The 26913-nt window shown below is 74.6% G+C and carries 22 protein-coding genes; 11 read left to right on the top strand and 11 right to left on the bottom strand.

The annotated features are described in order from the left end of the window. Positions 1 to 3: 3 nt before the first annotated feature. Together Ae331Ps2_RS20080 and Ae331Ps2_RS20075 are read right to left on the bottom strand one after the other, a co-directional pair. Positions 4 to 843 carry a fumarylacetoacetate hydrolase family protein gene (locus tag Ae331Ps2_RS20080; RefSeq protein WP_075307109.1) on the bottom strand — a complete coding sequence of 280 codons (840 nt, stop codon included), beginning with the start codon at positions 841 to 843 and terminating at the stop codon, positions 4 to 6. Between the two features lie 353 nt (positions 844 to 1196). Next, a complete protein-coding gene (locus Ae331Ps2_RS20075) occupies positions 1197 to 3572 on the bottom strand; it encodes a xanthine dehydrogenase family protein molybdopterin-binding subunit (protein ID WP_075311998.1) in 2376 nt (791 codons plus the stop codon). 111 nt (positions 3573 to 3683) lie between these two features. Here Ae331Ps2_RS20075 and Ae331Ps2_RS20070 point away from each other — a divergent pair, with 111 nt between their 5' ends. Further along, positions 3684 to 5333: a fumarate hydratase gene (locus Ae331Ps2_RS20070; protein ID WP_020624347.1), complete on the top strand. Its 1650-nt coding sequence runs from the start codon at positions 3684 to 3686 to the stop codon at positions 5331 to 5333. Positions 5334 to 5678: 345 nt separating this feature from the next. Here Ae331Ps2_RS20070 and Ae331Ps2_RS20065 read toward each other — a convergent pair whose 3' ends face one another. From Ae331Ps2_RS20065 to Ae331Ps2_RS20055, 3 genes are read right to left on the bottom strand one after another with little or no spacing between them, the layout of a single operon-like run. Then, positions 5679 to 8405 carry a bifunctional GNAT family N-acetyltransferase/acetate--CoA ligase family protein gene (locus tag Ae331Ps2_RS20065; protein ID WP_075307111.1) on the bottom strand — a complete coding sequence of 909 codons (2727 nt, stop codon included), beginning with the start codon at positions 8403 to 8405 and terminating at the stop codon, positions 5679 to 5681. Between the two features lie 8 nt (positions 8406 to 8413). Continuing rightward, complete coding sequence (locus Ae331Ps2_RS20060; protein ID WP_075307113.1) at positions 8414 to 9586, bottom strand: acetoin utilization protein AcuC; 1173 nt, start codon at positions 9584 to 9586, stop codon at positions 8414 to 8416. A gap of 34 nt (positions 9587 to 9620) precedes the next feature. Then, positions 9621 to 10538, bottom strand: a complete 918-nt coding sequence (locus Ae331Ps2_RS20055; RefSeq protein ID WP_083695801.1) for a sulfurtransferase — start codon at positions 10536 to 10538, stop codon at positions 9621 to 9623. Positions 10539 to 10631: 93 nt separating this feature from the next. On the opposite strand from Ae331Ps2_RS20055, the gene Ae331Ps2_RS20050 reads away from it, so the two are divergent. Continuing rightward, the gene (locus tag Ae331Ps2_RS20050; RefSeq protein ID WP_075307115.1) at positions 10632 to 11348 is read left to right on the top strand and encodes a metal-dependent transcriptional regulator; all 717 of its coding nucleotides are present in this window, start codon (positions 10632 to 10634) and stop codon (positions 11346 to 11348) included. Positions 11349 to 11363: 15 nt separating this feature from the next. Then, complete coding sequence (gene galE, locus Ae331Ps2_RS20045) at positions 11364 to 12332, top strand: UDP-glucose 4-epimerase GalE (RefSeq protein ID WP_020623755.1); 969 nt, start codon at positions 11364 to 11366, stop codon at positions 12330 to 12332. A 104-nt stretch (positions 12333 to 12436) separates the two neighbouring features. Here the strand turns inward: galE and Ae331Ps2_RS20040 are convergent, their stop codons facing one another. Then, the gene (locus Ae331Ps2_RS20040) at positions 12437 to 13570 is read right to left on the bottom strand and encodes a DUF4192 domain-containing protein (RefSeq protein WP_075307117.1); all 1134 of its coding nucleotides are present in this window, start codon (positions 13568 to 13570) and stop codon (positions 12437 to 12439) included. A gap of 195 nt (positions 13571 to 13765) precedes the next feature. Here Ae331Ps2_RS20040 and Ae331Ps2_RS20035 point away from each other — a divergent pair, with 195 nt between their 5' ends. Together Ae331Ps2_RS20035 and sthA are read left to right on the top strand one after the other, a co-directional pair. Beyond that, positions 13766 to 15259, top strand: a complete 1494-nt coding sequence (locus Ae331Ps2_RS20035) for an FGGY-family carbohydrate kinase (protein WP_075307119.1) — start codon at positions 13766 to 13768, stop codon at positions 15257 to 15259. A 57-nt stretch (positions 15260 to 15316) separates the two neighbouring features. Beyond that, positions 15317 to 16747: a Si-specific NAD(P)(+) transhydrogenase gene (gene sthA / locus Ae331Ps2_RS20030; RefSeq protein ID WP_139318761.1), complete on the top strand. Its 1431-nt coding sequence runs from the start codon at positions 15317 to 15319 to the stop codon at positions 16745 to 16747. Between the two features lies 1 nt (position 16748). Here sthA and Ae331Ps2_RS33425 read toward each other — a convergent pair whose 3' ends face one another. After that, positions 16749 to 17747, bottom strand: a complete 999-nt coding sequence (locus tag Ae331Ps2_RS33425; protein WP_233147588.1) for a M23 family metallopeptidase — start codon at positions 17745 to 17747, stop codon at positions 16749 to 16751. A gap of 492 nt (positions 17748 to 18239) precedes the next feature. Here Ae331Ps2_RS33425 and Ae331Ps2_RS20020 point away from each other — a divergent pair, with 492 nt between their 5' ends. From Ae331Ps2_RS20020 to Ae331Ps2_RS20005, 3 genes are all read left to right on the top strand, one after another. Continuing rightward, a complete protein-coding gene (locus Ae331Ps2_RS20020) occupies positions 18240 to 19058 on the top strand; it encodes an SGNH/GDSL hydrolase family protein (protein WP_158071505.1) in 819 nt (272 codons plus the stop codon). Positions 19059 to 19169: 111 nt separating this feature from the next. After that, positions 19170 to 19997 (top strand): glycerophosphodiester phosphodiesterase family protein, encoded by an 828-nt coding sequence (locus Ae331Ps2_RS20015; RefSeq protein WP_198932200.1) that lies wholly within the window; start codon positions 19170 to 19172, stop codon positions 19995 to 19997. Positions 19998 to 20771: 774 nt separating this feature from the next. Next, positions 20772 to 21239, top strand: coding sequence for a hypothetical protein (locus Ae331Ps2_RS20005; protein ID WP_043279148.1), 468 nt, complete (start codon positions 20772 to 20774; stop codon positions 21237 to 21239). Here Ae331Ps2_RS20005 and Ae331Ps2_RS20000 read toward each other — a convergent pair. After that, positions 21215 to 21610: a YkvA family protein gene (locus Ae331Ps2_RS20000; RefSeq protein ID WP_020624642.1), complete on the bottom strand. Its 396-nt coding sequence runs from the start codon at positions 21608 to 21610 to the stop codon at positions 21215 to 21217. The two genes, Ae331Ps2_RS20005 and Ae331Ps2_RS20000, sit on opposite strands and share 25 nt — an antisense overlap. A 120-nt stretch (positions 21611 to 21730) precedes the next feature. Then, complete coding sequence (locus tag Ae331Ps2_RS19995) at positions 21731 to 22174, bottom strand: CBS domain-containing protein (protein WP_020624641.1); 444 nt, start codon at positions 22172 to 22174, stop codon at positions 21731 to 21733. A 120-nt stretch (positions 22175 to 22294) separates the two neighbouring features. On the opposite strand from Ae331Ps2_RS19995, the gene Ae331Ps2_RS19990 reads away from it, so the two are divergent. Then, positions 22295 to 22792 (top strand): MarR family winged helix-turn-helix transcriptional regulator, encoded by a 498-nt coding sequence (locus Ae331Ps2_RS19990; protein WP_075307127.1) that lies wholly within the window; start codon positions 22295 to 22297, stop codon positions 22790 to 22792. Positions 22793 to 22942: 150 nt separating this feature from the next. On the opposite strand, the gene Ae331Ps2_RS32125 is transcribed toward Ae331Ps2_RS19990, so the two are convergent. Beyond that, the gene (locus Ae331Ps2_RS32125; RefSeq protein ID WP_075307129.1) at positions 22943 to 23242 is read right to left on the bottom strand and encodes a hypothetical protein; all 300 of its coding nucleotides are present in this window, start codon (positions 23240 to 23242) and stop codon (positions 22943 to 22945) included. A gap of 291 nt (positions 23243 to 23533) precedes the next feature. Here Ae331Ps2_RS32125 and Ae331Ps2_RS32120 point away from each other — a divergent pair, with 291 nt between their 5' ends. Continuing rightward, complete coding sequence (locus Ae331Ps2_RS32120; protein WP_170917048.1) at positions 23534 to 24232, top strand: PadR family transcriptional regulator; 699 nt, start codon at positions 23534 to 23536, stop codon at positions 24230 to 24232. 249 nt (positions 24233 to 24481) lie between these two features. Here Ae331Ps2_RS32120 and Ae331Ps2_RS19975 read toward each other — a convergent pair whose 3' ends face one another. Continuing rightward, positions 24482 to 25780 carry a nitrate/nitrite transporter gene (locus tag Ae331Ps2_RS19975; RefSeq protein WP_075307133.1) on the bottom strand — a complete coding sequence of 433 codons (1299 nt, stop codon included), beginning with the start codon at positions 25778 to 25780 and terminating at the stop codon, positions 24482 to 24484. Positions 25781 to 25927: 147 nt separating this feature from the next. On the opposite strand from Ae331Ps2_RS19975, the gene Ae331Ps2_RS19970 reads away from it, so the two are divergent. Beyond that, positions 25928 to 26905, top strand: coding sequence for a proteasome assembly chaperone family protein (locus Ae331Ps2_RS19970; protein WP_020624380.1), 978 nt, complete (start codon positions 25928 to 25930; stop codon positions 26903 to 26905). The last annotated feature ends 8 nt before the right edge of the window (positions 26906 to 26913 follow it).

Here is a 26913-nt window from a genome sequence, read left to right as displayed (position 1 = left end):
ACGTCACCGCACGGCCCGGCACACGTTGCGGCACTCGCCGATCCCCTCCACCGCGGTGACGATCTCGGCGCCGTCGGTGAGGTAGCGCGGAGGCGTGCGTGCGTCGCCGACACCGCCCGGGGTGCCGGTGGCGATGACGTCACCGGGGTTGAGGGTGAGGATCTCCGACAGGTAGACCACCAGGTCCACCGCGCCGAACACGAGCTGGTCGGTCGTGGAGTCCTGCATGGTCTCCCCGGACAGCTCCGAGGAGATCCGCAGCGCGCCGCCGGCAGCCGGGTCGGCGGGCAGCTCGTCGGGCGTGACCAGCACCGGCCCGAGCGGCGTCGAGTGCTCCCAGGTCTTGCCCTGCAGGAACTGCTTGGTGCGCCGCTGGTAGTCGCGCATCGACACGTCGTTGAGCACCGTGTACCCGGCGATGGCGGCGGCCGCAGCCTCGCGGTCGGCGCGGCGGACCGAACGCCCGATGACGACGGCCAGCTCGGCCTCGTAGTCCACGCGGTCGGACTGCTCGGGCAGCTCGATCTCGTCGTACGCGCCGATCAGGGCGGGCGCGTACTTGCCGAAGACCGTGGGGTACTCGGGCAGCTCGTTGCCCATCTCGAGCACGTGGTCGCGGTAGTTCAGCCCGATGCAGATGATCTTCTCGGGCGACGGCACCAGCGGCGCGTAGTCCAGGCCCGCGGTCTCGTGCACCGGGCCAGCGGCGCCCGCGGCGTGCTCGGCCCAGTCGGGACGCTCCAGCAGCGCCCGCACGTCCGCCTCCCCCGTCTCGACGGCGGTGTCGCCGTCGACGCGCACCGCCCGGTGCCCGGTCGCGGTCCGGATCGTCGCGAGCCTCATCGTGCGGGTGCCTCCCGGTATCGGTTGCCGTCCGGCGAGAGTCTGCGCCACCGGGGGGCCGCGGAACAGTCGGGGGGTGGGTTGGCGCGCATCCCGGCCGGTGGACGCGCCGAACTCACCCGTACGGGCGATTCCGCGACGGAGCGCGACCCCCGTTCCGCCGGCCCGGCGACGGACACCCCCGTCCGGGAACCGCCCCCGCCGGCGCGCCGCCACCCGCCCCGCCCCGCCCGGCGGCGTGGCGCTCCGCAACCACACCCGCTGTCCGGTGCCCACACCCGTTGCAGCAGGTGTGGATGCCGGACAGCGGGTGTGGATCCGCCACGGCACCACCGGCCTGGGCCGGTGCCGGGTCAGATCGCGGCGTCGTCCTCGGCGCCACCGCCGCGCACCGGCAGGTCGTCGAAGACCGCGGGCGGCTCGCGCCACGCCTGCTCCGGCTCCCCGGCGCGGGCAGCGGTGACCGCCCGCCACACCCGCTCGGGGGTGCAGGGCAGGTCGATGTGCCGCACCCCCAGGTCCGACAGCGCGTCGACCACGGCGTTCTGCACCGCGGGCGTCGACCCGATCGTCGCGGACTCGCCGATGCCCTTGGCGCCGAGCGAGTTGAGCGGGGTCGGGGTCTCGGTCGTCGAGGTCTCGAAGGAGAACAGGTCGGCCGCGGTCGGGATCGTGTAGGCGGCGAGGCTGGAGGTCAGCGGCTGGCCCTCGTCGTCGAACAGGACCTCCTCGTGCAGCGCCTGCGCGACGCCCTGGGCGAGTCCGCCGTGCTGCTGGCCCTCCACGAGCAGCGGGTTCAGGATCCGCCCGCAGTCGTCGACGGCGACGTGCCGGAGCGGCGTGACCCGCCCGGTCTCGGTGTCGACCTCGACGACCGACAGGTGCGCCCCGAACGGGAAGGTCGCGCCGTCCTGCGCGGAGTCGAGGCCGACGTGCAGCTCCTCCCCCGTGGCCTCGGCCTGCCGGTGCACGTCGCTCCAGCTCACGGTCGGCCCGCCGGGCACCCCGGCGACCCCGAAGGTGCCGTCGCCGGTGATCTCGACGTCCTCCGCGGCGGCCTCCAGCAGGTGCGCGGCGAGCTTGCGGGCCCGCTCGTGGAGCTCGTGCGCGGCCTCGGACACCGCGGTCCCGCCGAGCTGCAGCGACCGCGAGCCGCCGGTCCCGGCGCCGCGCGGGACGAGCGCGGTGTCGGACTGGACGTAGCGGATCCGGTCCATCGGGATGCCGAGCCGGTCCGACACCAGCATCGCGAACGAGGTCGCGTGTCCCTGACCGTGCGCCGAGGTGCCCGCCGACACCGTCGCCGAGCCGTCGGCGTGCACGGTCACCGAGCCGTACTCGCCGCCCCCGCCACCGGCGGTGACCTCGACGTAGACCGCGATGCCGATGCCCAGGCGCACCGGGTCGCCCGCCTCGCGGCGGCGGGCCTGCTCGGCGCGCAGCTCGTCGTAGCCGGCGATGCGCAGGGCCTCGCGCAGCGGCAGGTCGTAGTCGCCGACGTCGTACCGGGCGCCGGTCGGGGTGGTGTACGGGAAGACGTCGGGCGCGAGCAGGTTCCGCCGGCGCAGCTCGACCGGGTCGATGCCCAGCTCGACGGCGGCGAGGTCGACCAGGCGCTCCAGGTGGGCGGCGGCCTCGGGGCGGCCCGCGCCGCGGAAGGCGCCCATCGGGGTGGTGTTGGTCAGCGCGGAGACCGCGTCGTAGCGCAGGTTCGTGATGTCGTAGACGCCGGTCGCCATGAGGTAGGTCGTGCGCAGCGGGAGCGCGCCGCCGAACCCGGCGTAGGCCCCGGAGTCGCCGACGACCCGCACACGCAGGCCGGTCATCCGGCCGTCGCGGGTGAGGCCGAGCTCGTAGTAGCCGACCTGTCCGCGGCCGTGCGGCATCGAGACGAGGTTCTCCGAGCGGGTCTCGATCCAGGCCAGCGGCCGCCCGAGCGCCCGGGCGGCGACGACGGTCGCGGTGTGCTCGGCGAGCACACCGGCCTTCGCGCCGAACCCACCGCCGACGTGCGGGGCGACCACGCGGACCTGCTCGGTCTCCAGCCCGGTCAGCCCGGCGAGCTGGGTGCGGAAGCCGTGCGGCATCTGGGTGGAGACGTGCACGGTCAGCGGGAAGTCGGTGGTCGTCGGGTCGGCGGCGATCGCGTTGCCCTCCATCGGGACGGCCGCGACGCGCTGGTTCACCATCCGCGCGCGGACGACGACCTCGGCGCCCTGCAGCGGGTCGCCGGTCCCCCGCTCGCCGGCGGCGAGGTTGCTGCCCTGGTCGGGGAACTGCAGCGGGGCGTCGTCGGCGAGCGCGGCCTCGATGTCGGTCACCGCGGGCAGCGGGTCGTAGTCGACCTCGACGAGCTCGGTGGCGTCGACGGCGGCGGCGCGGCTCTCGGCGACGACCAGTGCCACCGCCTCGCCGACGAACCGGACCCGGTCGGTCGCCAGCGGCGGGCGCGGCAGCGCGGGGTTGAGGACCATCAGGCCGTGGTGGGCGGGCAGGTCGAGGTCGGCCGCGGTGTAGACGGCGAGGACGCCGGGCGCGGCCGCGGCCGCGGTGGTGTCGATGCCGGTGAGCAGCGCGTGCGCCACCGGCGAGCGGACGAACGCGACGTGGGCGAGGCCCGCCGGTGCGTCGGCACCGAGGACCAGGTTCCCGACGAAGGTGCTCGCACCGGTGATCAGGTCGGCGTCCTCGACGCGGCGGACGGAGGTTCCCAGGATCGAGCCAGGCATGTGGTCCACACTACAACACTAACCGGAGGGTCGTCCGGTTAGTGCGTCTCACACGTCGCCTGCGTCTCCACCTGCGGTGCCCGCCCGGCGACGGCCGGTAGCGTCCCCGCCATGCCCGAGTTCCACCACACCGATGTGCTCCCGCTCGGCCCGGACGACACCGAGTACCGCGAGCTCGACCTGCCCGCGGGAACCGTGACCGAGGCCGCGGGCCGCACCTTCCTCGAGGTCCCGCCGGAGACGATCACCGGTCTCGTCCGCGCGGCCGTCTCCGACATCCAGCACCTGCTGCGACCCTCGCACCTGAAGCAGCTGCGCGCCATCATCGACGACCCCGAGGCCTCCGGCAACGACCGGTTCGTCGCCACCGACCTGCTGCGCAACGCCTGCGTGTCCGCGGGCGGGGTGCTGCCGATGTGCCAGGACACCGGCACCGCGATCGTCGTCGGCAAGAAGACCGAGACCGTGCTGACCGGCGGCGACGACGAGGCCGCGGTGTCGCGCGGGGTCTTCGAGGCCTACCAGGAGCTGAACCTGCGCTACAGCCAGATGGCGCCGATCAGCTTCTGGGACGAGAAGAACACCGGCACCAACCTGCCCGCGCAGGTCGAGCTGTACGCCAAGCCGGGCCGGGACCCGTACTACGAGTTCCTGGTCATGGCCAAGGGTGGCGGCTCGGCCAACAAGACCTTCCTCTACCAGGAGACGAAGGCGCTGCTGAACCCCAAGCGGCTCGCCGCGTTCCTGGACGAGAAGCTGCGCAGCCTCGGCACCGCGGCCTGCCCGCCGTACCACCTGGCGATCGTCGTCGGCGGGATGTCGGCGGAGTTCAACCTCAAGGTCGCCAAGCTCGCCTCGGCCCGCTACCTGGACACCCTGCCGACCGAGGGCTCGCCGCTCGGGCACGCCATCCGCGACACCGACCTGGAGCAGCAGGTCCTGGAGCTGACCCGCAACTTCGGGATCGGCGCCCAGTTCGGCGGCAAGTACTTCTGCCACGACGTGCGCGTCATCCGGCTGCCCCGGCACGGCGCCTCGCTGCCGGTCGGCGTCGCGGTGTCCTGCTCGGCGGACCGCCAGGCCAAGGCCAAGATCACCCCGTCCGGGGTGTACCTGGAGCAGCTGGAGCGCGACCCGGCGCAGTACCTGCCCGAGACCACCGACGGCGACCTGTCCGACGAGGTCGTGCGCATCGACCTGAACCGGCCGATGGACGAGATCCGCGCCCAGCTCTCGCAGCTGCCGGTGCGGACCCGGCTGTCGCTGACCGGGCCGCTGGTCGTCGCCCGCGACATCGCGCACGCCAAGATCGCCGAGCGGCTCGACGCGGGCGAGCCGATGCCGCAGTACCTGCGTGACCACGCCGTCTACTACGCCGGGCCGGCCAAGACCCCCGAGGGCTACGCGTCCGGCTCGTTCGGACCGACGACGGCCGGGCGGATGGACTCCTACGTGAAGCAGTTCCAGGAGGCCGGTGGGTCCCTGGTGATGCTGGCGAAGGGGAACCGGTCGAAGCAGGTCGTGGACTCCTGCGCCGCGAACGGTGGCTTCTACCTGGGCTCCATCGGCGGCCCGGCCGCCCGCCTGGCGCAGGACTGCATCCGCAAGGTCGACGTGCTCGAGTACCCGGAGCTCGGCATGGAGGCGGTCTGGAAGATCGAGGTCGAGGACTTCCCGGCGTTCGTCGTGATGGACGACAAGGGCAACGACTTCTTCGCCGACACCAGCGCACCGACGCTGCAGGTCACCTTCCGCACCTGAGCCCGACGCTGCCCTGGCGTGCTCCGCCGGGGCGCTCCGGCACCGGGCGTGCCACCGCGCCGTGGGCACCGCGCCGTGGGCACCGCGCCGTGGGCACCGCGCCGTCGCACCCCGGGACGTCGTGTGGCACCCCTCGCGTGGGGTGCCGCGCGCGGTCGCGGGGTGCGGCGGCGTCATCTGGCGCGGTTGGCGGCGCGGCACGGTCGGCGGCGCGGCGTTCTCCGTGGCGCGGGGGTCTCCGTGGCGCGGGGGTCTCCGTGGCGCGGGGGTCCCCGGCACGGCGTCCCCGGGGCTGCGGCCTCCCCGGGGCCGCGGCTCGGCGTCCGCGCGGGCGCGCAGGCAGCGTCAGCGCAGGCGGCGGGGGCCCGCGTCGCGGCGGTCGGGCACCGGGCCGATCGTCACCCGTGCGCCGGCCACGAACGCGCCCTGCGGCGAGGCCAGTACCGGGTCGAGTGCGAGCGAGCGGACCTGCGGCAGGTCCTCGACGAGCCGTCCGATCCGCAGCACGACGTCCTCCAGCGCGGCGAGGTCGACCGGGTCGGTGCCGCGGTAGCCGGTGAGCAGCGGCGCCGCCCGCGGGGCCCGCACCAGCCGGGCCGCGTCCTCGGTCGAGACCGGCAGGACGCGGTAGGCACGGTCGTCGAGCAGCTCGGTCGCCATCCCGGACAGCCCGAACGCGACCAGCGACCCGAACGACGGGTCGTCGACGACCTCCACCGTGCACGAGGTGCCCTTCGGCGCCATCCGCTGGACGTAGACCTCGTCGGAGCCGGTGACCCGTGACAGCTCCGCGTGCGCGGCGCGCAGCGCCTCCTCCGAGACCAGGTCCAGGCGCACCCCGACGAAGTCACCGCGGTGACGCCACTGGTCCGCGGTCGACTTGATGACGACCGGGTAGCCGAGCTCCCCGGCGGCGGCGACGGCGTCGTCGGCGCCCTTCGCCCGGCGGAAGGTGATCACCTCCAGGCCGTAGCAGGCGAGCAGGTCGACCGCCTCGTCGTCGGTGAGGGGGTGCGTGACGTCCGGCCCGAACGACGCCACGAGGTCGCGCGCCCGGTCGGCGTCGATGCCCTCGGGCACGACGAACTCCCCGACGGCGGTGTCGCGCCACTGCGCGTAGCGGCTGACCCGGCCCAGCGCCGACGTCGCCCGCTCGGGACTGGCGAAGCTCGGCACCGACCCGCGGCCGGGGGTGCCGTCGGTCCCGGGGACCGACAGCTCGGCCGGGATGCCCTCCGCGGCCAGGAACACCGCGACGACCGGGACCCCGGCGCCGGCCGCCGCGTCACGCAGGGCGCGCGCGTGGTCCCGGCCCGCCACCGCGACCGGCGGGACGAACACCGCGATGAGTGCGTCCGGGCGGACGTCGCCGTCCAGGGTCGCGCGGACCGCGCCGGCGAACGCCTCCGGCGAGGCCTGGGTCCCGACGTCGACCGGGTCCCCCGCCAGCTCCAGTCCCTCGTCGAGCAGCCCGTCGAGGACCAGCAGGTTGACCGCGGTGGAGTTGCCGACGACGGCGACCCGGCGGCCCTTCGGCAGCGGCTGGTGGGCGATGAGCAGGGCGGTGTCGAACATCTGCGGCAGGGTCTGCACGCGGATGACGCCGGCCTGCTCGAACAGCGCCTGCACGCTGGACTCGTCGATCGGCGCCGCGACCGAGGCGAGCGACGGCAACGTCCCGGTGTGCCGGCCGGACTTCACCGCGATGACCGGCTTGGTGCGGGCGAGCCTGCGGGCGACCCGGGCGAACTTGCGCGGGTTGCCGAAGGTCTCCAGGTACAGCAGCACCTGCTCGGTGTTCGGGTCGGTCTGCCAGTACTGCATCAGGTCGTTGCCCGACACGTCGGCGCGGTTGCCCGCCGACACGAACGACGACAGCCCCAGCCCGCGGGTGCGGGCGTTGGCGAGGATGGCGCTGCCGAGCGCGCCGGACTGGCAGAAGAACCCGGTGCGCCCGTGACCGGGCATCCGCGGCGCGAGGGTGGCGTTGAGCCGCACCGCCGGGTCGGGGTTGGCGACGCCGAGCGCGTTCGGCCCGACCACCCGCATCCCGTGCGCCCGCGCCTCGGCCACCAGACGACGCTCGGCGACGGTGCCGCCGGCGTCACCGGCGTCGGCGAAGCCGGAGCTGATCACGACCAGCACCTTCACGCCCTTGGCCAGGCAGGAATCCATGACCTCGTCGATGTTCGCGGCCGGGACGGCGACGACCGCGAGATCCACCTCGTCCGGGATGTCGATCACCGACGGGTAGGCACGCACGCCCCGCACCGAGCGGGCGTCGGGGTTGACCGGGTACACCGGGCCGGTGAACCCGGCGCGCAGCAGGTTCAGCAGGACGGCGTGCCCGATCTTGGTCTCGTCCGCGGACGCGCCGATCACCGCGACCGAGGTCGGGTGCAGCAGGTTCGCGACGCTGCGGGCCTCGGCGGCCTGCTCGCGCGCGTAGCGGACCGCGATCGACTTCTCGGTCGGGTCGATGTCGAACTCGAGGTGCAGCACGCCCTCGGCGAAGGCCCGCGTGACGCCGTAGCCGGCCTCGCGGAACACCCGCACCATGGCGTGGTTCTCCACCAGCACCTCGGCCTCGAACCGGGACAGCCCGTTCTCCCGGGCGGCGGCGGCGAGGTGTTCGAGCAGGATCGAGCCGAGCCCGCGGGACTGGTGGTCGTCACGGACGACGAACGCCACCTCCGCGGAGGTGACCGGCTTGTCGGTGCCGGCCCCGTCCTGCGCGGCGGCTCCCCCGCCGGGGGTCAGCCCCTCGTAGCGGCCGACGGCGATGATCTCGTCGCCGAGCAGCGCCAGGAACGCGACCCGGGTCCGGTGGTCGACGACGGTGAACCGCTCGAGGTCCCGCGCCGAGATCCGCGGGTACGGGCCGAAGTAGCGCAGGTAGCGGGTGCGGTCGGACAGCTTGGAGTGGAAGTCGAGCAGCGCGTCGGCGTCGCTGGGCAGGATGGGGCGCAGGTGCACGATCCCGCCGTCGGAGGCGACGACGTCGGCCTCCCAGTGCCGCGGGTAGGGGTGCTCGGGGGTGGTGGCCGGGGTCTCGTCGGTCGTCTCGGTCATGGTCGGTCTCAGTCCCGCGGGTCGTCGGGGTCGAGGCCGTGCAGCGGGAACACCGCACGACGGGTCTCCAGGATCGCGGAGTCGACGCGCTCGCCGAACGAGCCGCCCCACCGCTCGAACGCCGGGTCGGCGCCGTCGGACATCGACACCGGCAGCGGCGACCGGGTCCGGGTCGCGGCGAGCGCCGTCCAGTCCGCGGGGATCGAGGTGTCCGGGTCCAGGTCGCGGTCCAGCGCCACCGCCATCAGGTGCGTCCAGGAGCGCGGGACCACCCGGTAGAGCGCGTACCCGCCGCCGCCGAGGACCAGCCACTTGCCGCCCGCGGTGGTCTCGGCCATCTCGCGCAGCGCGTGGTAGATCGCCCGGTGACCGTCGACCGACAGCTCCAGGTTCGCCAGCGGGTCCTCGGAGTGGGTGTCCGCGCCGCACTCGGTGACCAGCACCTGCGGGCGGAAGGACTCCAGCAGCGACGGCACGACGCCGTGGAAGGCCCGCAGCCAGCCCGCGTCGCCGGTGCCGGGGGGCAGCGAGACGTTGACAGCGTACCCCTCGCCGGCACCGCGGCCGGTCTCCCCCGCCCAGCCGGTGCCCGGCCACAGGGTGAGCGGATGCTGGTGCATCGAGATCGTCAGCACCCGGGGGTCGTCGTAGAAGCAGTCCTGCACGCCGTCGCCGTGGTGGACGTCGACGTCGACGTAGGCGATCCGCTCGTAGCCCTGCTCCAGCAGCCAGGCGATCGCGACCGAGCAGTCGTTGTAGACGCAGAAGCCCGCGGCGCGGTCGCGCATCGCGTGGTGCAGCCCGCCCGCCATGTTCACCGCGCGGTCCGCGCGGCCCTCGGCGATCTCCCGGGCGGCGGCGACCGAGCCGCCCGCGATCAGCGCGGACGCCTCGTGCATGCCGAAGAAGATCGGGTTGTCGGCGGTGCCCAGCCCGTGGCCGACACCGAACGGCGACTCGGGGGCTGACTTGACCGCCGTCTGGAAGCCGGGGGTGTGCACTCGGGTCAGGTCCACCTCGCCCGCGGGCTCCGGGACGACCAGGTCGACGCCGTCGAGCACGCCCAGCCCGCGGGAGAGCTCCATCATCAGCTCCAGCCGCACCGGGTTGAGGGGGTGGTCCTCGGACAGCTGGTAGGTCAGGAACTCCGGAGTCCACACCACCGACGTGCGAGCGCTCATGGGCCGGAACCGTATGCCAGGCCGGCGGGCGCGGTCACTCCCGCGCGGCCCACGGCCGGTCCCCGATCTCGGCCGGGCGGTCCGGGTCGGCGCTCCACTCCGACCACGACCCGGGGTACAGCGCGGCCGGGGTGTCCGGCGTGGTGAGGCCGGACTCCTCCAGCGCGAGCACCAGGGCGCAGGCGTTGACACCGGACCCGCAGTAGGCGCCGGTCGCGACGCCCGGTGCGACGCCGGCGGCGCGGAAGCGCTCGGCCAGCGCGTCGGCGCGGTGCCAGCGCCCGTCCGGGCCGGTGTTCGCCGCGGCCGGGGTGTTGCGGGCACCCGGGACGTGCCCGGCACGCGGGTCGACCGGCTCGGTCTCGCCGCGGAAGCGGGCGGCGGCGCGGGCGTCGAGGAGCACCCCGTCGCGGGCCAGCGCGGCGGCCCCGTCGGCGTCGACGACGGGCATCCCGCCCGGCCGGACCACCAGGTCGCCGGGCGGCAGGGGCTCCGGCTCCGGCGCCCCGGCACCCGGGGCGCTCCCCGCGACGGGCAGGCGTGCGGCCTGCCAGCCGGCGAACCCGCCGTCGAGCACCCGGACCCGGCCGGGCGCGACGCCGGCCCAGCGCAGCAGCCACCAGGCGCGGGCGGCGACCGAGCCGTCGAGGTCGTCGTAGGCGACGACGAGCTGGTCGCCGGTGTCGTCACGGACCCCGGCCCGGCGCAGGACCTCCTGCAGCGCACCGGTGTCGGGCAGCGGGTGGCGCCCGCCGGGCCCCGGGCGCGCGGGGCCGGCGGACAGCTCGGTGTCGAGGTCGACGAACACCGCTCCGGGGATCCGGTGCGCCTCGTGGTCCGCGCGGCCGGGCGGGCCGACCAGACGCCACCGGACGTCCAGCACCACCGGTCGCGCGGTGTCGGCGGCCGGGGCGGGCCCCAGCAGGCCGGCGAGTTCCGAAGGGGGGATCATGGATCCGGACACGCGCCCCATCCTGCCCCGGACGGGCTCGCCATGCGCGGGAGCCGCGCTGGGTAGACTGGACGTCGAACGAAGGGGCCCCATGTGAACGACCTCATCGACACCACGGAGATGTACCTCCGCACCATCTACGAACTCGAGGAGGAAGGCGTCGTCCCGCTGCGCGCGCGGATCGCCGAACGCCTCGGACAGAGCGGGCCGACCGTCAGCCAGACGGTGGCCCGCATGGAACGCGACGGACTCGTCGTCGTGGCCGGGGACCGCCACCTCGAGCTGACCGACGAGGGTCGCGGCCGCGCCGTCGCCGTCATGCGCAAGCACCGGCTCGCCGAGCGGCTGCTGATCGACGTGATCGGGCTCGAGTGGGAGCTCGTCCACGCCGAGGCGTGCCGCTGGGAGCACGTGATGAGCGAGGACGTCGAGCGCAAGCTGCTGCACCTGCTCGACAAGCCGACCGTCTCGCCCTACGGCAACCCGATCCCGGGTCTGGAGGAGCTGGAGCGCGGTGACGACACCTCGGCGTCGTCGTCGGTGCCGACCACCCTCGAGGTCGGCCTGCAGCGGCTCGACGAGCTGGCCCGCCGCGGCGGCGGTCGCGTGGAGATCCGGCGGATCGCCGAGCACGTGCAGCTGGACTCCGACCTCATGGGCGAGCTGAAGCTCGCGGGGATCGTGCCCGGCAACGCGGTCGAGGTGGGCCCGATCTCCCGCTTCGGCGACCCGGTGCCGGTGAGCTCGGACGACGAGAAGTCGACCGTCGCTCCGCCGGTCGCGCACGCCGTGCTCGGCCGCGCGATCTGAGGAGGATCCGGACACGTGAAGTTGCTCGTCACCGGCGGCGCGGGTTACGTGGGCAGCGTGTGCGCCGCGCACCTGCTCGACGCCGGCCACGAGGTCGTCGTGCTCGACGACCTGTCCACCGGCCACCGCGACGCCGTGCCCGCGGGGGCGGAGTTCGTCGAGGGTGAGCTCGGCGCCCGCGCCGGGGAGGTCCTGGGCCGCGGCGGGTTCGACGGCGTGCTGCACTACGCCGCCCGCTCGCTGGTCGGGGAGTCCGTCGAGCAGCCCGAGAAGTACTGGGACGGCAACGTCGTGGCCTCGTTCCGGCTGCTGGAGGCCGTTCGGGAGCACGCGGTGCCGCGGCTGGTGTTCTCCTCCACCGCGGCCACCTACGGCGAGCCGGAGCAGGTCCCGATCCCGGAGACCGCGCCGACCCGGCCGACCAACCCCTACGGGGCGAGCAAGCTCGCGATCGACCACATGATCACCTCCTATGCGCGGGCGCACGGCCTGGCCGCGACGAGCCTGCGGTACTTCAACGTGGCCGGGGCGCACCTGTCCGGTGACACCCCGCTCGGGGAGCGGCACGCGGTCGAGACGCATCTGATCCCACTGGTCCTGCAGGTCGCCGCGGGCACCCGGGAGTCGATCTCGGTCTACGGCGACGACTGGCCCACCCCCGACGGCTCCTGCGTGCGCGACTACATCCACGTCGACGACCTCGCCGAGGCCCACCTGCTCGCGCTGACCCACGCCGTCGCGGGCCGGCACGACATCTACAACCTCGGCAGCGGTCAGGGGTTCTCCGTGCTCGAGGTCGTGCAGGCCTGCCGCACGGTGACCGGGCACCCGATCCCGGCCGTCGTCGCGCCGCGCCGGGCCGGGGACCCGGCGGTGCTGGTGGCCTCGAGCGAGCAGGCCGCGCAGCAGCTGGGCTGGAAGCCGTCGCGCACCGCGATCGCCGAGATCGTCGCCGACGCCTGGGAGTTCGCCCGGTCCCGGTGACCCGGACCGCCGTCGGTGTCCCGGCCGGGGTGCCGGTCGGCGGGGTGTCGGTCGACCGGGGTGCCGGCCGGCCGAGCAGCGGCCCGCCGCCTCGACCGACGGGCTCACCGGGCGGCCGGGTCGTCGGTCGCGTCCGGGTCGAGCATCGCGGTGAGCAGCCGCCGCAGTCCGCGCGGGCCCGCCCACCGCGCGGCGGGTGAGCGCGGGTCACGCGTGCCGTGCAGGCTGCTCGCCACCACCCCGGCGAGCACGTGGTCGGGCCGCTCGGCCAGCGCCCGCTGCACCGCCCCGGTCGCGAGCGCGCCGTCACCGCGCAGCAGGGCGCACACCGCGAGCAGCGCCAGCGGGTGCGCCCGCTGCGGTGACGGCAGGGCCGCGGCCAGTACTGCCCACAGCTGTTCGGCGTCCGCCGCGCGGCCGCCCAGGCAGCGGCGCAGCGCCTCGTCGCGCACGTCACCGACGTCGAGGGCGCCGCACAGGGCCAGCGCCAGCCGGTCGTCGACGACGAGCCGGCTCGCGGCGGCCTCGTCCAGGCAGGCGTCGAGCAGCGCGGTGCCGACCGCGGCGGAGACCCTGGCGGGCGCGGCGCCGGTGTCGCGCAGCCGGGCCCGGCGGCGGCGGGCGCCGGCGTCGCCGTCGAGCGGGGCGAGCACCGCAGCGCGGTCGGGCAGGACGGCCCGGCCGTCGCGGACCGCGGCCGTGACCCCCAGGGCGGTCGACGCCGGGTCGGGCAGGATGCCGCCGCAGGTGCAGGGCTGGTCGAAACAGCCCCAGCGGTCCCCCGCCCCGGTGCCCGTCGCCCAGAGCACCGCGACGGGCTCGATCCCGGCGTCGAGCAGCGCCCGCCGCGCGGCGGACCCCATGTCCCGGCGGCTCCGGCGCGGGCTCGGCCCGCCCGGGCCCGGGTCGCGCACGACCAGTGCCAGTGCCCGGGCCGGCCGTTCACCGACGAGCACCCCGACCGCCTCCTGGCACACCCGGCGTGTCGAGGCCGACGAGCGCGGGAGGTCGACCCGCACGGTGAGCCCGACCCCGCCCCCGTGACGCGAGCCGGTGAGCGAGACGAGGACCAGCGAGTCCCGGGGGTGGAACCCGAGCAGCACCGGGATCGCGGCGATCAGCTCGGCGGGGCTCTCCAGCCGGGGCGGCGGGCCGAACGGCTCCGGTGGACCGGGGTCGGGCGGGTCCGCCGTCCCGGGCGGCGACGGGGCGGGTTCGGGCTGGGGGCAGGCGGTCATGGCACCACGGTCGGCCCGGGCCAGGGCGTGCGGAACACCGTCACCCGCCCGGCTGTGGACAGCCGGGCGTCACACCCCTTCCTGAGGGGGTGTCGTGGATGGTTCGGGGCGGCGCGGCGGTCGGCAGGTCGACCTGCACGAACGTTCTGCACCCGCACGGTGTGCACCACGGGCCGGGGGAGGTAGGAACGTCCCATGCGCGTGTATCTGGGCGTCGACATCGGCACGTCGGGTTCGAAGGGCGTCCTCGTCGACGCCGGCGGCCGGGTGCTGGCCCGGACCGACCGGGCACACGACACCGCGCAACCGGTGCCCGGCCACGTCGAGCACGACGCCGAAGCCGTCTGGTGGGGCGACTTCGTCGCGATCGTGCGGGAGCTGCTGCCCGCCCTCGACGACGGCACCGAGCTCGCCGGGCTGGGGGTGTCGGGGATCGGGCCGACCCTGCTCCCCGCCGACGGCGACGGCCGCCCGCTGCGCCCGGCCATCCTCTACGGCGTCGACACCCGCGCCGGCGCCGAGATCGACGAGCTGAACGCGGAGCTGGGCGTCGACGCGATCCTGGCCCGGGCCGGGACACCGCTCTCGTCGCAGGCGGTGGGGCCGAAGTGGCGGTGGCTGGCCCGGCACGAACCGGAGGTGTTCGCGCGCACCGAGATGTTCCTGATGTGCTCGTCGTACCTGGTGCACCGGCTCACCGGCGAGTACGTGCTCGACCACCACTCGGCCAGCCAGTGCGACCCGATGTACGACCTGACCGCCGCGGACTGGGCGCCCGACTGGGCCGAGCGCACCGCCCCGGGCATCACGCTGCCCCGGCTGCTGTGGCCGACCGAGGTCGCCGGGCGGGTGACCGCGGCGGCGGCCGCCGCGACCGGTCTGCCGGAGGGGCTGCCGGTCACCGCCGGCACCGTCGACGCGTGGGCCGAGGCCACCAGCGCCGGCGTCACCGGCGCCGGGGAGGTGATGGTCATGTACGGGACGACGATGTTCCTCATCGAGGTCATCGACCGTCCGCACCCGCACCCGGCGATGTGGACGACCCGCGGCGTCGAACCGGGGTCGTTCACCCTGGCCGCCGGGATGGCGACCTCCGGGGCGATCACGAACTGGCTGCGCGATCTCACCGGGGAGGGGTTCGCCGGACTGGTCGCCGAGGCCGCCGAGGCACCGCCGGGCAGCGGCGGGCTGCTGCTGCTCCCCTACTTCGCCGGGGAGCGGACACCGCTGTTCGACCCGGACGCCCGCGGGGTGGTCGCCGGGCTGACCACCGGGCACACCCGCGGCGAGGTGTACCGGGCCGCGCTGGAGGGCATCGCGCACGGCGTGCGGCACAACCTGGAGGTCATGCGGTCCGCGGGCGGCGGCACGAAGCGCCTGGTCGCCGTCGGCGGCGGGGTGCAGGGCGGCCTGTGGACCCGGATCGTCACCGACGTGACCGGGGTCCCGCAGGACGTACCGGAGCAGACCGTGGGCGCCGCTCTCGGCGACGCCTGGCTGGCCGCCGTGGCGACCGGGGCCGAACCCCGGCTGCGCGACTGGAACCCCGTCGCCCGCACGATCGAGCCGGACCCGGCGGCCCGCGAGGTGTACGACCGCTTCCACCCGCACTACCGCTCGCTCTACACCGCCACCCGGGAGACCGCGCACTTCCTCGCCGACGAGCGGAGACGCTCCTACCGGCCGTGACACGCTGTTCACACCCGCACGGTTGCCGCGCGGCACCCCGACCACCACGCTGTGCGGGTGAGTGCCGACGAGTCACCCGCCCACGACTACGACCTGCTGGTGATCGGCTCCGGTCCCGGCGGGCAGAAGGCCGCGATCGCCGCGGCGAAGCTGGGGAAGCGGGTGGCGATCGCCGACCGCGGCCACATGATGGGTGGCGTCTGCGTCAACACCGGCACCATCCCGTCGAAGACGCTGCGCGAGGCGGTGCTGTACCTGTCCGGGTTCAGCCAGCGCGAGATGTACGGCGCCAGCTACCGGGTCAAGTCCGAGATCACCATCGACGACCTGCTGGCCCGCACCCGGCACGTGATCGGCCGGGAGACCGAGATCGTCCGCAACCAGCTGCTGCGCAACCACGTCGACATCCTGACCGGGACGGCGCGCTTCACCGACCCGCACACCGTCGTCGTCGAGGGGTCGGGGCGGGGTGACCACAACCAGGTCACCGCCTCGCACTTCGTGGTCGCGACCGGGACCCGCCCGGCCCGGCCGGACACCGTCGCGTTCGACGGCGAGCGGGTCGTCGACTCCGACCAGGTGCTGCAGCTCGGCCGGGTGCCGGGCTCGATGGTCGTCGTCGGGGCGGGGGTCATCGGCATCGAGTACGCCTCGATGTTCGCCGCGCTCGGCACCCGGGTGACCGTGGTGGAGAAGCGGGACTCGATGCTCGGCTTCTGCGACCCGGAGGTCGTGGAGTCGCTGAAGTTCCACCTGCGGGACTCGGCGGTCACCTTCCGGTTCGGCGAGGAGGTGTCCTCGGTCGAGGTGAACGGCCGCGGCACGGTGACCAGCCTGGCCAGCGGCAAGAAGATCCCGGCCGACATGGTCATGTACTCGGCGGGCCGCCAGGGCATGACCGAGGAGCTGGGCCTGGACGCCGCGGGCATCCAGGCCGACGACCGGGGTCGCATCGAGGTCGACAAGCAGTACCGGACCTCGGTCGAGCACATCGCGGCGGTCGGCGACGTGATCGGGTTCCCGGCGCTGGCGTCGACGAGCATGGACCAGGGCCGCCTGGCGGCCTACCACCTGTTCGACGAGCCGGTCCGCGAGCTGCACGAGCTGCAGCCGATCGGCATCTACACGATCCCGGAGATCTCGTTCTGCGGGCGGACCGAGGCCGAGCTGACCGCGGCGGCGATCCCGTACGAGACCGGGCTGTCCCGCTACCGCGAGCTGGCCCGCGGCGCGATCGTCGGCGACTCCTACGGCATGCTCAAGCTGCTGGTGTCGCCCGAGGACCACCGGCTGCTCGGGGTGCACGTGTTCGGCACCAACGCCACCGACCTCGTGCACATCGGGCAGGCCATCATGGGCTGCGGCGGGACGGTGGACTACCTCGTCGACACCGTCCTGAACTACCCGACGCTGTCGGAGGCCTACAAGGTCGCCGCGCTGGACGCGACGAACAAGATCCGGGCGCTGGAGGCGGTCCAGAGCTCCTGACTCAGGTGTAGCGGAAGCCGTTCGCGTCGAGCCACGGCTTCGGGTTGATCTTGGTTCCGCTCGGGTCCACGACCTCGATGTGCAGGTGCGGGCCGGTGGACTGGCCGCGGTTGCCGACCTCGGCGATCTGCTGGCCCGCCGCCACCTTCTGCCCGACCGAGACCAGCGAGCGGTTGATGTGGCCGTAGACGGTGACCGTGCCGTCGGCGTGCCGGACCCGGACCCACATCCCGAACCCGCTGGCCGGGCCGGAGCTGATGACGGTGCCGGCGAGAGGCACGTGGATCGGGGTACCGATCGGCGCGGCGATGTCGAGCCCCATGTGCTGGGTGCCCCAGCGGGATCCGAAGCCCGAGGTGACCCGGCCGGTCACGATCGACACCGCACCGCCCGCGGACGCGGACTGCAGTGCGCCGGTGGCGCCCGCGGCGCGGGCGGCCTCCACTGCCCGGGCGCGCTCCTCGGCGGCCTTGCGGACCTGGTCGACCGAGGCGGTGGCGGCCTGGACCGCGGAGGCGGCCCTGGCGCGGCCGGTGTCCGCGGCGGCGACGGTGCGCGCGGCCACGGAGGGGGCGGCGGCCGGGGCGGCGAGCGAGGCGATGGTGGCCGGGTCCGCGATCGGGGAGGTCGCGGTGTCCGCGGCGGACCGGGGTGCGGGCACGGCGGAGGGAAGGGCGGCGTTCTGGTTCGACACCGAGGACGATCCCGCAGCCGACGATCCCGCCGTGTCGAACCAGGACGTCACGGCCGCGGACAGGTCGCCGGAGCCGACGGTCGCATGGGCGGTGGCCGCGATGCCGCCCACCGCGACGACGGCGGCGGCGATCCGGGTGGACGCCGACCAGCGCGAACCGTCCTCGGTCCGGATGTCACGGGCACGCCGGACGTAGGGACCTGCGGGGAACGAGCCGACCGGGGCCCCGATCCCGGCCACCGCGAGCTGCGGGGCCGGGATCGCGAGGCTCGTCCGACGGCTCCGGGGGGAGCGATGCCGTGCCACGACGATTCCTTCCGGATCGCGGAACGGCGGACAACCCGTGGGGAGCGGGCGGCCCCCTGGGGAGAAGCCGCGTCCGGTTCGTGACCGTTCCGTGATCTGATTCCGACGCTAGCCGGACGCACCGGACGGACAAACCCGAACGGGTGATCACGAGACCGACGGGACGTTGCGGGCGGTGAGCGGACGAGGCCGGCCACTCGCCCCGGCCACCTGCCGTTCACCGTGCCGCCGATCCGGTCGATCCACCTCGGACAATGCCCTGAGCTGGACTTTCCGCCTGTAGTGCGCCGGGGTCGAGTGGTCGTGGCCGGGCAGATCGCCTTCGACGCACTCACCCACAGTGATGACGCGTGCGCGGCGGCTCCGCGGCATGTCGTCCGCGGACGCGGCCCGGCCGGGACCCGTTCGGCGCACCTCGTCGTCGACGGCGCGTGCACCCCCTCACCCGGTGCCCGGATTGCCGCAGGGGTGCCGCCGGGGTTGTCTGAACGGGTGCGCCGCCTCCTGGTCCCCCTGCTGACGTGCGCGTTGCTGGTCGTCCTGGCACCGGCGGCACTCGCCGACCCGGCACCGGCCGTCGCGATCGCGGCCCCCGTCCGGTACGTCGCGCTCGGCGACTCCTACGCCGCGGGCGTCGGGGCCCGGCCGGACCCGGCCACCGGCGACTGCCGGCGCAGCGCAGCGTCCTACCCCGCGCTGTGGGCGGCCCGCCACGACCCGGCGTCGTTCGTCAGCGTCGCGTGCAGCGGCGCCACCAGCGGCGAGGTGATCGCCCGGCAGGTGCGCACCGTCTCCGCCGACACCACCCTGGTGACGATCACCGTCGGCGGCAACGACACCGGGTTCGGGCCGGTCCTGGCCGTCTGCAGCACCGCCCGCGACGACGAGACCTGTCTGCGCGCCATCCGGGGCGGGGAGCGCGCCGCCCGCTGGATCGCTCCCGGCGGGCTGATCTCGACGATCGTCGGTGTCCGGCTGCAGGCCCCCGGGGCGAAGATCCTGGTCCTGGGCTACCCGCGACTGTTCGAGCCGGGCCCCGACTGCGACGTCCCCGGCGTCCCGAACGCCGTCCGCCGGGAGGCGCTGAACCGGGCCGCCGACACCCTCGACGCCGCCCTCGCCGACGCAGCCGGACGCTTCCGGGGCCAGTTCGTCGACGTCCGCGCCGCGTTCGCCGGACACGGGGTCTGCTCCGCAGACCCGTGGATCACTCCCCCGCCGGCGTCGGCCCCGGCGATTTACCACCCGACCCCCCAGGGTTACCGCGACGGTTACCTGCCCGCGTTCGAGGCGGCCGTCACCCGACCCTGACCACCAGGTCCTCGCCGGGTCGTCCACCGGAGGACACTCGCGCGACACCGACCGGACCGGCCGCGCCACGATGGTTCCCAGGTACCGCCCCCGATCCTGAGGACTCACCTCGTGCGACGCCTGCTCGGTACCCTTCTCGTCCCCGCCGCCCTCCTCGCGACGGCCACGGTCGCCCTCGCCGACACCGACCGTCCCCGGACCGGCCCGGAGGTCGTCGCGCACCGCGGCGCCTCCGCCGACGCCCCGGAGAACACCGTCGCCGCCGCCGACGAGGCGCTGGCCCAGCGGGCCGACGCCGTCGAGGTTGACGTCCAGCGCACCGCCGACGGCCACCTCGTGCTCGTCCACGACGCCACGCTCGCCCGCACCACCGACGTCGAACGGGTCTTCCCCACCCGCGCCCTGGCACCCGTCGGCACGTTCACCCTCGCCGAGCTGCGCCGTCTCGACGCGGGGTCGTGGTTCTCCCCCGCCTTCGCCGGGGAGCGCGTCCCGACCCTCGCCGAGTTCGCCGAACGGCTCCGCGGCCGCGCGGACCTGCTGGTCGAGCTGAAGGACCCGGCGCGGTACCCGGGCGTGGAGAAGGAGGTCGCCTACGAGGTCGACGGCCTCCGCTCCGGCGTCGTCGTGCAGTCCTTCGACCACGACGCGATGCGCCGCTTCGCCGAGGCCGCCCCGGACATCCCGGCCGGATGGCTGTTCGGCGGGCGCCCGACCACGGCACGGCTCGACGACGCCGCCGCGCACGGGGTCACCCAGATCAACCCGTCGTTCCGGGTCGTCGACGCCGCCCTGGTCGCCGAGGCCCGGGCCCGCGGGATGCAGACCGGGGTCTACACGGTCAACGACACCGACGACATGCGGCGGGTCGCGACCACCGGGGTGGACCGGATCATCACCGACCGGCCCCGGGTGCTGCGGAAGGTCCTCGCCGGCTGACCCGGTCCGCACCGTCGGAGACACGTGGCGGAGCCGCGCTCACTGTCGGGGCAACGCGCGACAGTGACGGCATGGCGCACCTGGACCCCACCGTTGAGGATCATGCGTACTTCCTCGGCCTCTTCCAGACCGATGGTCACCTCAGCGCCGCCGACCGGAACCGTGGAGCGGCGACGATCGAGCTGGGCGTCCGCGACATCGCCGTGCTCGACGCCTTCGTCGGGCTGTTCGCCCCCGGTCTGCGCAGCACCGTGAGGACCCGCGTCCGGCGGACCAACTTCGCCGAACGCCACGAGAGCGCCACCTGGAAGACCCATGCGTGGAGCTTCCGGAAGGAGCTGCAGGCGCTCGGCCTCCCGGCAGGGCACAAGTCCGGGTCGGTCACGCCTCCGGCAGCTCCCGTGCATCCCCGGGGTTTACCTGAGGGGCGCGCTCGCGGAGTTCCTGTATCCCCCGGGAAGTCTTGCCCTGCCCCGCAAGCTCGTCGCAGCGGAGACCGTCGCGCGGTGGCGCCGTCCCGAGGGAATGCGAGCACGGAGCTCACCTCGTCGGTGGACCGAAGCGGAGGACCAGGTCGTCCTGGGTCTCCCGCCGACGGACGCCGCTGCCCAGCTGGGCAGAACCCTCTCGTCGGTGTCGATGCGCCGGTGGCGGCTGACCAGGGCGGGACAACGGAACGAGCCCCACCCACCGCCGACATCCACCTCACACCCCGCGACCTAGACTTCACTCACGGATCGGGCACCGTCCCGGCCGGTGAGCGGAGGATCGGGGATGACGGCTGTACGGCGGCCAGGACTGCTCGTCCCGGCGGTACTGGCCCTGCTCCTGGTGGCGGGCTGCGGCAGCTCGCTGGCGACCCAGCCGAGCTCGTCCCGCCCGGTCACCACCACCCAGAACCGTCCCTCCAGCCCGTTCTGCGACGCCGTCGAGGCCAGCCGCACCGCGACCCAGCCGTTCAGCGGGGTGGGCATCGGCCGCTCGATCTCCGACGTCGGCGAGGTCACCGCGAACGTGCGGCGGGCGAACCAGCAGGTCACCTCCCTGGCACCGCAGGAGATCCGCGCGGACTTCGAACGGGTGGACCAGCTCGTCGAGCGTCAGCTGGCGCTGCTGGAGGCCAACGGCGGGGACACCCTCGCCGTCGCCCGCGACCCGGGGATCGCCCAGGAACGGACGGACCCGGAGTACCAGGCCGCCGCACAGCGGATCCGGGACTACGTCCGGTCGACCTGCACCTGACCGTCGACGACCGCCGGTGCGGTCCGCCGCCACCCGAGGTAGCGGTCGGCCTCGACCAGCAGCGCCCCACCCAGCCACATCGCGACGATCGCGTCGTCGCCGAGGCCGAACACGGTCAGGAACGCCTCGGGCACCAGGTCGACCGGCGACACCAGGTAGGCCAGCGCGGCCAGGAACAGGGCGACCCGGCCCCTGCCCAGGTGCGGGTAGGTGCCGCGCCAGGCGTCGCCGACCATGGCGGGCAGCGCCCGGAACCGTTCGACGGGTCCGGGCTCGCCGGGGCGGCCACGACGGGTGAGGGCACGGAAGAGCGTCGCGAACGCGGCCGTGCGGCCGGCGCGGCGACCTGCGGTGGCACTCGCTGCAGTCATGTCCGGTCCAACGCACGGCTCGCCCCGGTCGTTCCCGGCGAAACGGTCAGGTCACACCGGGGACGACCGGGGCGGTCGTGCGGTCCAGGGTCAGTGCGGGTCAGTACGAGCCAGTGCGGGTCAGTGCGAGGCCAGGTAGATGTCGCGCAGCACCCCGGCCTCGGTGCTCATCTCGGCCAGCCGCTGCTTGACGACGTCACCGATGCTGATCATCCCGACGAGCCGTCCGCCGTCGACGACGGGCAGGTGGCGGTGCCGCCAGCGGTTCATCAGACCCATGGCGTCGGCGAGCGAGTCCTCCGGCGAGCAGGTCACGACGTGCCGGCTCATGATGTCGCCGACGGTGAGGTCGAGCAGGCCGGCACCGTCGGTGGCGAGTCGGCGCACGATGTCGCGTTCGGAGACGATGCCGTCGACGCGTTCGCGACGGCCGTCGTCGGAGACCACGAGCGCGCCGATCGCCGGCGGTCCGGCGAGCCGGGTCGCGGCCTCGGCGATGGTGTTCCACGACAACACGGTCTGCACCGTGTCGCCCTTGATCCGCAGGATGTCCGACACCTTCATGGAACTCTCCCTTCGACGGCCCCTATTGTTGCGCTTGCGCAGTAGTTGTGCAATGGCAAAGATTGATCGACGCAACGGTCAGTGCGAGGTAAAGATCGCTGGTGAGGGAGGTGGACGGGGATGATCGACACGGACGACCGAGATCGGGATCACCCGGACGGCGCGGCGGTGGAGGCGGGCCTGGCGCTCGCGCGCGCGTTCACCGGCATCAGCGTGCGCGCGGTGGCGGCGGCCGGGGATGCCGTGACCGTGCCCCAGCTGCGGGTCCTCATGCTGGTCGCCGAGGCGGGGCAGACCAACGTCGCCGCGGTCGGGCGCGAGCTCGACGTCCACCCGTCGAACGCCACCCGCGTCCTCGTCCGTCTCGGCCGGGCCGGTCTGGTCGACCGTCGACCCGACCCTGAGGACCGACGACACCTGCTCATCGAGCTCACCCCGGCCGGACGGGAGCTGATCGGCGAGATCGACGCCCACCGGCGCGCCGCGGTCGCCGACCTGCTGGACCGGGTGCCGCCCGAGCGACGGGCGGGTGCGGCGGAGCTGCTGAGCGCGCTGGCCGACGCGGCGGGCCCGACGACGCCCCCGACCTCGGCGCACCGGACCGCCGGCCAGGGCTGAACCTGACGGACTTCGCCCCGTTGCGGGTGTGCGCCGAGCTCGGCCGCCGCCCCGCAGCGGCCCGGGTCGGACCGCGCCGCACTACCCGACTGCGACCTACCGACTGCGGCGCGGACGGCGGACCCGACGCACCACCAGCACCGCCCCCACTCAGGTCGCGACGAGACCGCCGACATAGGGGACGGCAGCCCTGGCGATCTCCCCCGCCCGTCCGACGAGCGCCGCACGCCGTGCCGCCAGCCCCTCACCGAGGCGGTCCAGGCTCGCCCGCAGCTCGCGCGCGGCCTCGACGACCTGGTCGTCGCGGCCGTCGGACCGTGCGGAGAGCCGGTCCCGCAGCTGCTCGGCGGAGACCCCGCTGAGGTCGATCTCCTCGGCAGTGTCCTCCGGTGCCTCGCCGTCCTCCGGTGCCTCGCTGGCCGGACCGGCCCCTGCGTCGTGACGCCCCACGACTCCCCCTCACGTCCGGCGGGCCGCCCACCGGCCCGCCGGGACAGTGAACCCGCCACGGGCCGCCGCGCGCACCCTCAGGAGATTCGTGGGCAATCCATGTTGCATCGGCGAGCAGTCGCGATATATCGTGATGGCACACGAGCCGATCGAAGAGGGAGGCTCACGACGAGAGGACGACGCGTCATGACCACGCGCGACATGTTCCGGAGCCCGTTCGGGCCCCGCACCCACCGACACCCCCGGGGCCACCGCGGCGCCGGGTTCCCCTGCGGCCCGGAGGAGGCAGCCATGCACGACACCCCCGACTTCCACGGCGACGACCGTGACGACACCCGCCACGAGGGCGGACCCGGCCACCGCCGGGGCCGCACCCGCGGCCGAGGACGTGGCCCTGACGGGCGGGGCTTCGGCCCCGGCCGCGGGTTCGGCCCCGGTGGGCCGTTCGGCCCCGGCGGTCCCTTCGGCCCGGGCGGGTTCGGGCCCGGCGCCTTCGGCCCCGGGTTCGGCCCGGGTGGGCATCGCGGCCGCCGCGGCAAGCGTGCCCGCGGCGACGTGCGCACCGCGGTGCTCGCGGTCGTCGCCGACGGCCCGCGGCACGGTTACGAGATCATCCAGGAGATCACCGGTCGCTCCGGCGGGCAGTGGAAGCCGAGCCCCGGCTCGGTCTACCCGATGCTGTCCCAGCTGGAGGACGAGGGTCTGGTGCGTTCCGAGCAGACCGAGGGCCGCAGGGTCGTGCACCTGACCGAGGAGGGCACCCGGCACGTCGAGGAGCACCGCGCGGAGCTCGACGCGGTGTGGGCGCCGTTCGCCGAGGACGCCGAGGAGGCCGAGTCCGACCCGGCGAGCGGTCTGGTCACCGAGCTCGGCCGGCTCGCCGCCGCCGCGCGGCAGGTCGCCGAGGCCGGCTCCGAGGCACAGGTGGCGTCCGCGACCGAGGCGCTGACCGAGGCGCGCAAGGCGCTGTACCGGCTGCTCGCCGAGTGAGGCTTGCCGAACGAGCAGACCACACCGAGTGAGGCTCGCCGAACGAGCAGACCACACCGAGTGAGGCTCGCCGAACGAGCAGACCACACGGTGTGAGGCTCGCCGAACGAGCAGTTCGCACGGTGCGAGGCTCGCCGAACGAGCAGTTCGCACGGTGCGAGTCTCGCCGGACGAGCGGATCGCACCGGGTGAGCAGACCGCCCGGCGGGGACGGGGGCGGGACCGATCGGGTCCCGCCCCCGTCGTCGTCTACCGGACCCGTCTCCGGCGCCGGTTGCGGCGCAGCGCCTCCCGGAGCGGCGGGACGACGGTGCCCTCGGCGGCCATGACCCGGCGGGCCTTGCGTCGCGCGAGGACGACCGCGACGGCGGTCAGTGCCCAGATCGGGAACTGCACGAGCCAGGCCAGCCGGAACGCCTCGGGGGTGTAGCCGCCGGACATGCTGAGCACGAGCCCGACCAGCAGCGTGGTGGTGAGCGAGGCGGTGAACCCGCCGACGTTGACGATCCCGACGGCGGTGCCGCGCCGGTGCGCGGGGTTGGACGTCCGGGCGTAGTCGAAGCCGACCGCGGAGCAGGGGCCGTTCGCGGCGAGCACCACCACGAGCAGGACGAGCAGCCACAGCGGCGCGGGCGGCGGGACGAGCAGCACGACCGTCCACACCAGCGCGGTCGCGCCGATGACCGACAGCACGAGCCAGGACCGGCGCAGCGGGTGGCGGGCGGTGAACTCGCCGAACACCGGCCCGACGACGGCCCCGACGAGGACGAGCAGGGTCAGCATCACCGACGCACCGGCGGGGCTCATCCCCTGCCCGGCGACGAGGTAGGGCACGCCCCAGAGCAGCGCGAACACCAGGCCGGAGAACTGGGTGCCGGCGTGCGACCAGAGCCCGAGCCGGGTGCCCGGGTGGGCCCAGGCGCCCGTGAGGCCGTCGAGGACCTCGCGGGGGCTGCTTGCGGGGGCCGGGGCGGGGCTGCCGGGCGGGCGGTCGCGGAGCACGGCGAGCACCGCGAGCGCGGCGACGACACCGATCCCGGCGGCGGACAGGAACGCCGTCGTCCAGCCGTAGGCGTGCAGGACGGTGGCGAGCGGGATCGCGGAGAGCACCTGGCCGAACTGGCCGAGCAGGGCGGTGACCTGGGTCATCAGCGGTACCCGGCGCGGCGGGAACCAGGTGGACAGCACCGACAGCACCGAGATGAAGGTCAGGGCGTCGCCGACGCCGACGAGCACCCGGGCGGCGACGGCCAGCGGCAGCGAGGTGGCGACGGCGACGAGCACCTGCGCCGCGGTCATGGTGACGGCGCCGGCGAGCACCATGGTGCGGGCGCCGAAGCGGTCGAGGAGCAGCCCGACCGGCACCTGGAGGGCGGCGTAGACGAGCAGCTGCAGGACGAGGAAGCCGGCGAGCACGGTCGGGGACGCGTCGAACCGGTCGGCCGCCTCCAGCCCGGAGACGCCGAAGGAGCTGCGTTGCAGCACCGCCACGACGTAGGCGAACAGACCGACGGACCAGACGAGGTAAGCGCGACGTGACGAGTGCATGACGGACGGCCATTCTGGTCCATCCCGGCTGTCCGGGGCGTCCCGGCGGGGTCGTGTCACACGGGGTCGGTGATCACACGGTGACCGGGCAGCCCACAGGGGGCTCCGGATAGGGTCGCGGTGCACGCCACGACTCGGAGGACGCCGGTGCTCGATCCCGCTCAGCTGTACCAGGTCGACCCGGCCGCGCCGGCTCTCGACGAGCCGGTCCTGATCGTCGTGCTGGACGGGTTCGTCGACGCCGGCAACGCCGGTGCGCTCGCGGTCGGCGCGCTGACCGACGAGCGCGAGGCGGTCCGGGTGGCCCGGTTCGACGTCGACCAGCTCGTGGACTACCGGTCGCGCCGCCCGCCGCTGCGGTTCGAGACCGACCGCTGGGCCGACTACGACCCGCCGGAGCTCGATGTCGTCGCGCTGACCGACACCGGGGACACGCAGTACCTGCTGCTCGCCGGTCCGGAGCCGGACATGCAGTGGGAGCGGTTCGTCGCCGCGGTCGGGCTGCTGGTCGAGCAGCTCGGGGTCCGGCTGGTGATCACGTTGCAGGGCATCCCGATGGCCGTGCCGCACACCCGTCCGATCGGGGTGACCGCGCACGGCACCCGCCCGGAGCTGGTGGAGGGCCACACCCCGTGGTTCGCGACCGCCGACGTCCCGGGCAGCGCGGCCGCGTTGCTGGAGTACCGCCTCGGGCAGGCCGGGCAGGACGTGGTGGGTTACGCCGTGCACGTGCCGCACTACCTGTCGCGCTCGGCGTACCCGCAGGCCGCGCGGGTGCTGCTGGACCACGCGGGGCTGTCGGCGGGGCTCTACCTGCCGACCGAGACGCTGACCCGTGCCGCCGAGCAGGCGGAGTCCGAGATCGCCGAGCAGATGGCGGGGTCGGAGGAGGTCGGGCAGGTCGTGTCGGCGCTGGAGGAGCAGTACGACCAGGTCGTCGCGGCTCGGGAGTCCGGTGACCTGCGGGACGGCCTGGAGGGCGGCGAGCTGCCCAGTGGCGACGAGCTGGCCGCGGAGTTCGAGCGGTTCCTCGCCGGCGGGGGCGACGACAAGCCCGGCGGGAAGTCCGGCGACGACGAGCCGCCGCACGAGCCGCCCGCTCCCCCGCTGCCGCCCGCGACCTGACCGGTCCG

It is taken from the genome of Pseudonocardia sp. Ae331_Ps2, from assembly GCF_001932405.1.
In the GTDB taxonomy this organism is placed as follows: domain Bacteria; phylum Actinomycetota; class Actinomycetes; order Mycobacteriales; family Pseudonocardiaceae; genus Pseudonocardia.
This window is presented reverse-complemented; position numbering and strand designations above follow the sequence as displayed.